Source organism: Achromobacter sp. (genome assembly GCF_057314935.1).
Genome location: NZ_DBHKZA010000090.1, coordinates 3,668 through 7,963, shown reverse-complemented (window position 1 = coordinate 7,963; position 4,296 = coordinate 3,668). Strand labels below are relative to the sequence as shown.

Annotated in this window: 6 protein-coding genes; 1 reads left to right on the top strand and 5 read right to left on the bottom strand. The window is 66.4% G+C overall.

Going from position 1 to position 4,296, the window contains the following annotated elements:
• Positions 1-960: DSD1 family PLP-dependent enzyme (locus tag ACO6D5_RS25270; protein ID WP_485826889.1), on the top strand; the 960-nt coding region annotated here is incomplete at its 5' end.
• Between the two features lie 65 nt (positions 961-1,025).
• Here ACO6D5_RS25270 and ACO6D5_RS25265 read toward each other — a convergent pair.
• From ACO6D5_RS25265 to ACO6D5_RS25245, 5 genes are all read right to left on the bottom strand, one after another.
• On the bottom strand, positions 1,026-1,763 hold the full coding sequence (locus ACO6D5_RS25265; protein WP_485826888.1) for an amino acid ABC transporter ATP-binding protein: 738 nt from the start codon (positions 1,761-1,763) through the stop codon (positions 1,026-1,028).
• Positions 1,744-2,400, bottom strand: a complete 657-nt coding sequence (locus tag ACO6D5_RS25260; RefSeq protein ID WP_485826887.1) for an amino acid ABC transporter permease — start codon at positions 2,398-2,400, stop codon at positions 1,744-1,746. The genes ACO6D5_RS25265 and ACO6D5_RS25260 overlap by 20 nt, the downstream gene beginning before the upstream one ends.
• Complete coding sequence (locus ACO6D5_RS25255) at positions 2,397-3,065, bottom strand: amino acid ABC transporter permease (RefSeq protein ID WP_485826886.1); 669 nt, start codon at positions 3,063-3,065, stop codon at positions 2,397-2,399. The genes ACO6D5_RS25260 and ACO6D5_RS25255 overlap by 4 nt, the downstream gene beginning before the upstream one ends.
• Positions 3,066-3,083: 18 nt before the next feature.
• The gene (locus tag ACO6D5_RS25250; RefSeq protein WP_088589836.1) at positions 3,084-3,866 is read right to left on the bottom strand and encodes a transporter substrate-binding domain-containing protein; all 783 of its coding nucleotides are present in this window, start codon (positions 3,864-3,866) and stop codon (positions 3,084-3,086) included.
• Positions 3,867-4,077: 211 nt separating this feature from the next.
• The coding region (locus ACO6D5_RS25245; protein WP_485826885.1) for a LysR substrate-binding domain-containing protein at positions 4,078-4,296 on the bottom strand (219 nt) is incomplete at its 5' end.

Genomic DNA, 4,296 nt, shown 5'->3' with positions numbered 1-4,296 from the left:
CACAAATGCCCGGAAATCGCGTTGCGCCAGCTGGCGCTGGGCGCGCGCGGCATCTGCTGCCAGAAGGTCAGCGAAGCCCTGCCCTTCGTGGCGGCCGGCATCCGCGACATCCACATCAGCAACGAAGTCGTCGGGCCGGCAAAACTGGCCATGCTGGCGCAATTGGCGCGCACCGCCAAGATGAGCGTCTGCGTGGACAACGCGCAGAACCTGGCGCAGATTTCCCAGGCGATGGCGCAGGCCGGGGCCGAGATCGACGTGCTGGTCGAGGTGGACGTGGGCCAGGGCCGCTGCGGCGTGTCGGACGACGCGCTGGTGCTGGCGCTGGCGCAACAGGCGCGCGACCTGCCGGGCGTGAATTTCGTCGGACTGCAGGCCTATCACGGGTCAATGCAGCACTTTCGTACGCGCGAAGAACGGTCGCAGGTCTGCCGGCAGGCGGCGCGCATTGCGGCGTCGTATGCGCAGTTGCTGCGCGAAAGCGGCATCGCGTGCGACGTCATCACGGGCGGCGGCACGGGCAGCGCGGAATTCGATGCAGCAAGCGGCGTTTTCACCGAGCTGCAGGCAGGCTCTTACGCCTTCATGGATGGTGATTACGGCGCCAACGAGTGGGATGGTCCATTGACGTTCCAGAACAGCCTCTTCGTGCTGTCCACCGTGATGAGCGTGCCCGCCGCCGACCGCGTGATCCTGGACGCGGGGTTGAAATCCACCACCGCCGAATGCGGCCCGCCCGCGGTGTTCAAGGCCGATGGCCTGACCTACGCGGCCATCAACGACGAGCACGGCGTGGTGCGCGTGGCGCCAGGGGCGCAGGCGCCCGCCTTGGGCGACGTGCTGCGCCTGGTGCCTTCGCACGTGGATCCCACCTTCAACCTGCATGACGGGCTGGTGGTGGTGCGCGACGGCGTGGTGCAGGACATATGGGAGATCGCGGCGCGCGGGTTCTCGCGCTGACCTCGCTTACGGCGACGATCGCACCCGCCCGCTAACGCGCATGGTGGTCGTGCCGCTCAGGCAGCCTAAGCCGCCAGGTTCGTCATCCCCAGGAATTGCCGCAGTTCGGGGGTGGCGGGCGCCGAGAACAATTCCTCGGGCGGTCCGATCTCGTGCACGCGGCCCTGATGCATGAACACGACGCGGTCGCACACTTCGCGCGCAAAGCGCATTTCGTGCGTGACCATCAGCAAGGTCATGCCGTCGGCCGCCAGTTCGCGCACCACCGCCAGCACTTCGTTGACGAGCTCCGGGTCCAGCGCCGAAGTGATCTCGTCGCACAAGAGCGCCAGCGGCTGCATGGCCAGCGCGCGGGCGATGGCCACGCGCTGCTGCTGGCCGCCGGACAGCTCTTCGGGCCACGCGTCGAATTTATGCGCCAATCCCACGCGGGTCAGCATGGCGCGCGCCAGGTCGGCCGCTTGCGCTTCCGGCATGCGCTTGGCCACCATGGGCGAGAGCATCACGTTGCGCCCCACCGTCAGGTGCGGGAACAGGTTGAACTGCTGGAAGATCATGCCCACCTTCAGCCGCAGCGCGCGCAGGCGCAATTCATCGTCGGCCAACTGGGCGTCGGCCACCATGATGGCGCCGCCGTCGATCTGCTCCAGCCCGTTCACGCAGCGCAGCAGCGTGCTCTTGCCCGAGCCGCTTTTGCCGATGATGGCGATGACCTCGCCGGGTTCGACGCGTAGCGTCACCCCTTTCAGGACTTCGTTGTCGCCGAATTTCTTGCGGACGTCTTCAAGGGCGATGAGGGGCATGCAACTTCCTTTCCAGCCGGAGGCTGAGGCGCGACAGGGGCCAGCACAGCGCGAAGTAGATCAGCGCGGCGCAGGCGTAGACGGTGAAGGGGCTGAAGGTGGCGTTGGTGATGACGGTGCTGGCCTTGGACAGCTCCGTGAATCCAATGATGGAGGTCAGCGCGGTGCTCTTGACGATCTGCACCGCAAACCCCACGGTGGGCGCGATCGCGATGCGCAACGCCTGCGGCAGCACCACATGGCGCATCTGCTGCACGTAGCCCAGCGCCAGGCTGGCCGACGCCTCCCATTGGCCTTTGGGAATGGCTTCTACGCAGCCGCGCCAGATCTCGGCCAGGAACGCGCCCGACCACAACGTCAACGCCGCGCCGGCCGCCAGCCAGGGCGGCACTTCCACGCCCAGCAGAGACAAGCCGAAGAACGCCAGGAACAGCTGCATCAACAGCGGCGTGCCCTGGAACAGTTCGATATAGGCCCAGCTGGCGCGCCGCATCACGGCCACGCGCGACGTCCGCATCATCAGCGCCAGCACCCCCATCAGCGCGCCACCCACGAACGCCACCAGCGACAGCGCGATGGTCCAGCGCGCGGCCAGCAGCAGGTTGCGAACGATGTCCCAGGTCGAGAATTCAATCATCTTGCCGCCTTGCGGAACAGGCACCGTCCGGCCAGGCGCAGCAACTGGCGCAGCAGGATGGCCAGCGCCAGGTAGATGCCGGTGGTCACCAGATACACCTCGAACGCGCGGAAGTTGCGCGACTGGATGAAGTTGGCGGCAAACGTCAGGTCTTCGGCGGCGATCTGTGAACACACCGCCGACCCCAGCATCACGATCACGATCTGCGACGACAGTGCGGGCCAGATGCGCTTGAGCGCGGGCTTCAGCACGACGTGCCGGAACACCTGGAAGCGTGTCATCGCCAGGCTGGCGCCGGCCTCGTACTGGCCCTTGGGCGTGGCGTCGATGCCGGCGCGGATGATCTCGGCGCTGTAGGCGCCCAGGTTCAGCGCCATCGCCAGGCAGGCGGCCTGCATCTCGCCCAGCTGCACGCCCAGCGACGGCAGGCCGAAGAACACGAAGAACAACTGGATCAAAAACGGCGTGTTGCGGATCACCTCCACATAGGCCGCCACCGGCGCGCGCAGCCAGGCCGGGCCCTGCGTGCGGACCCAGGCGCAGGCGATGCCCAGCGCCACGCCGGCCACCGCGCCGAACGCGATCAGTTCAACGGTGACGCCGATGCCTTTAATCAGCACCGGCGTGTAGTCGAACACCGCGCCGAAATCGTATTGATACGCCATGATGGCCGCCTGCGGAACTTACAGGTCCTTGGGCAATTCGGCGCCCAGCCACTTCTGCGAAATTGCCGACAGCGAGCCGTCACGCTTGGCCGCCGCCAGGATGTCGTTGACCTTGGCGCGCAGCTTGGGCTCGTCCTTGTTCAGGCCGATGTAGCACGGCGAATTCTTGATCAGGAACTTGGTTTCGGGCTTTTTGGCCGGGTTACGCGCCAGGATGGCGGCGGCCACCACGTTGCCCGTGGCGATCATCGGCACCTGGCCCGACAGGAAGGCGGTGATGGTGCCGTTGTTGTCTTCGTAGCGCTTGAGCGTGGCGGTTTCAGGGGCGATCTTCGACAGCTCGATGTCTTCCACCGCGCCGCGCGTCACGCCGATGGTCTTGCCGGCCAAATCGGCTGCGGAGGCCACCTTCAGGTCGGCCGGGCCGAACACGCCGTTGAAAAACGGCGCGTACGCGTCCGAGAAATCGATGGCCTTTTCGCGTTCGGCGTTCTTGCCCAGGCTGGAGATCACCAGGTCCACCTTGCGCGTCTGCAGATACGGCACGCGGTTGGCGCTGGTGACCGGCACCAGTTCCAGCTTCACGCCCAGCTGCTTGGCGATGAGCTGCGCGGTGTCGATGTCATAGCCCAGGGGCTTCATGTCGGCGCCCACCGAACCGAAGGGCGGGAAATCCTGCGGCACGGCGATCTTGATGGTGCCTGACTTGACGATATCGTCCAGCGTGTCGGCGTGCGTCAGCGGCGCGGCCAGCAGGCTGGCGGCGGTGCAAAGGGACAACAACAGGGTTCTGCGGTTCATGAGGGACTCTCCAGGGCGCGCACCGCCCGGAGCGGGTCGGATGCGTTGCACACCAATTCAGTATACAAACCTGGGAAAGCAAGTTCCGTGCCATTTCGCGGCCGCTACACGGGCCTCGACGGGGACGCATCGCATGCCCTGCTTTGGTGCGGCGGATGCGCCGAGTGCGGGCATGCCGGGCACCGGATTGGATCGCGGGCCGGGTTGCCTTTCAGCCGTCCAGATGGGGCTGCATCAGGGCCGCGAACCAGTCATGGAAAACGGCCAGGCGGCGCGAGCGCTGGCGACGGTGCGGGTACAGCAGCGATACCGGCATGGCGGCCGCGCGAAAAGCCGGCATCACCTCGATCAGCTTGCCGGCGTCCAGCAGGTGCTGCACGTCGAAGCGCGGAATCTGGATAAGCCCCAGCCCGGCCAGGCAGCAGGCGAT

Excerpts from the sequence above, each read along its gene's own strand:
- ACO6D5_RS25265 (WP_485826888.1), bottom strand. The coding sequence starts at position 1,763 with ATGCCCCTCATCGCCCTTGAAGACGTCCGCAAGAAATTCGGCGACAAC.
- ACO6D5_RS25260 (WP_485826887.1), bottom strand. The coding sequence starts at position 2,400 with ATGATTGAATTCTCGACCTGGGACATCGTTCGCAACCTGCTGCTGGCC.
- ACO6D5_RS25255 (WP_485826886.1), bottom strand. The coding sequence starts at position 3,065 with ATGGCGTATCAATACGATTTCGGCGCGGTGTTCGACTACACGCCGGTG.
- ACO6D5_RS25250 (WP_088589836.1), bottom strand. The coding sequence starts at position 3,866 with ATGAACCGCAGAACCCTGTTGTTGTCCCTTTGCACCGCCGCCAGCCTG.